General features: G+C 64.6%; 1 protein-coding gene and 1 pseudogene. Both read left to right on the forward strand.

What is annotated here, in order from left to right:
- The first annotated feature begins 152 nt into the window (after positions 1 to 152).
- On the forward strand, positions 153 to 1373 hold the full coding sequence (locus BLR02_RS28230; RefSeq protein WP_090570703.1) for an IS256 family transposase: 1221 nt from the start codon (positions 153 to 155) through the stop codon (positions 1371 to 1373).
- Positions 1374 to 1410: 37 nt separating this feature from the next.
- A pseudogene (locus BLR02_RS28235) lies at positions 1411 to 1503 on the forward strand (integrase core domain-containing protein); the annotation flags it as partial.

Genomic DNA, 1503 nt, shown 5'->3' on the forward strand with positions numbered 1-1503 from the left:
ACATCCGTTCAGATAACGGCCCCGAGTTCGTGGCCAAGGCGGTGCAGGGCTGGATCGCGGCGGTCGGCGCCAAGACGGCCTACATCGCCCCGGGCGGGTCTGTCGGAAAGTTTGTGTTTGGGGCGGTACGATGCTGCTGAAGGAGCCATCGCATGCCGCGACGCAAACAGCCTGCCATCCCGGATGAGTTGCTGGACCAGCTCCTGGGCGGGTCTGATCCTCGAACCGCTCTGGCCGAGGGCGGCCTGCTGGACGATCTCAAGAAGGCCCTCGCTGAGCGGGCGCTGAACGCCGAGCTGGACCACCACCTCGAGGGCGGTGAGCCGGACGGGCGCGCCAACGGCCGGAATGGCTACAGCGCCAAGAGCGTGCTCACCAACACCGCCAAGCTCGATCTGCAGATACCACGCGACCGGCTATCGACCTTCGACCCGCAGCTCATCGCCAAGTACCAGCGGCGCTTCCCCGGCTTCGACGACAAGATCGTGTCGATGTATGCGAGAGGGATGAGCACCCGCGAGATCCAGGGACACCTGCGCGAGCTCTACGGCCTTGAGGTCTCGCCTGACCTGGTCAGCGCGGTGACCGATGCCGTGCTGGATGAGGTCACCGAATGGCAGAACCGGCCGCTCGAGGCGCTCTACCCGCTGGTCTTTCTCGATGCAATCCGGGTCAAGGTCCGCGACGAGGGTACGGTCCGGAACAAGGCGGTCTATGTCGCGCTCGGCGTTCGGGCGGACGGCACCAAGGAGGTCCTCGGTCTCTGGATCGAGCAGACCGAGGGCGCCAAGTTCTGGCTCAGGGTCATGAACGAGCTCAAGGACCGCGGCGTGGCCGACATCCTGATCGCCGTCGTCGACGGGCTGAAGGGCTTCCCCGAGGCGATCAGCGCGGTGTTCCCGAAGACGCAAGTCCAGGCCTGCGTCGTTCATCTGATTCGTCGATCCCTCGACTTCGTCTCCTACAAGGACCGCAAGGAGGTCGCGGCGGCGCTGAAGGAGATCTACCGTGCCCGCACCGCTGAACTGGGCGAGGCCGCGCTGGAAGCCTTCAACGAAGGCCCGTGGGGCCGCAAATACCCCGTCATCGCCCAGACCTGGCGCCGGCACTGGCCGGAGGTAATCCCGTTCTACGCATTCCCCGCTGAAGTACGCCGGATCATCTACACCACCAACGCTATAGAGTCGCTCAATGCCAAGCTGCGCCGTGCGGTGCGAGCGCGCGGCCACTTCCCACACGATGACGCCGCGCTGAAGCTGCTCTTTCTCGTGTTGAACCGCGCATCCAAAGATTGGAAGATGCCGCAGAAGGAGTGGAGCGCTGCCAAGGCACAGTTCGCCATCCTCTTCCAGGACCGCTTTGCCGTCACCTGATCAACGCCGCCCCACACAAAATTCCTGACAGTCTCCCCCGGGCAGCCCGTGGGAGAATGGCTACGTGGAGTCGTTCAACGCCCGGCTACGCGACGAGCTGCTGGACGGCGAGATCTTCTACAGCCTACGC

Source organism: Belnapia rosea (assembly GCF_900101615.1).
Taxonomy (GTDB): domain Bacteria; phylum Pseudomonadota; class Alphaproteobacteria; order Acetobacterales; family Acetobacteraceae; genus Belnapia; species Belnapia rosea.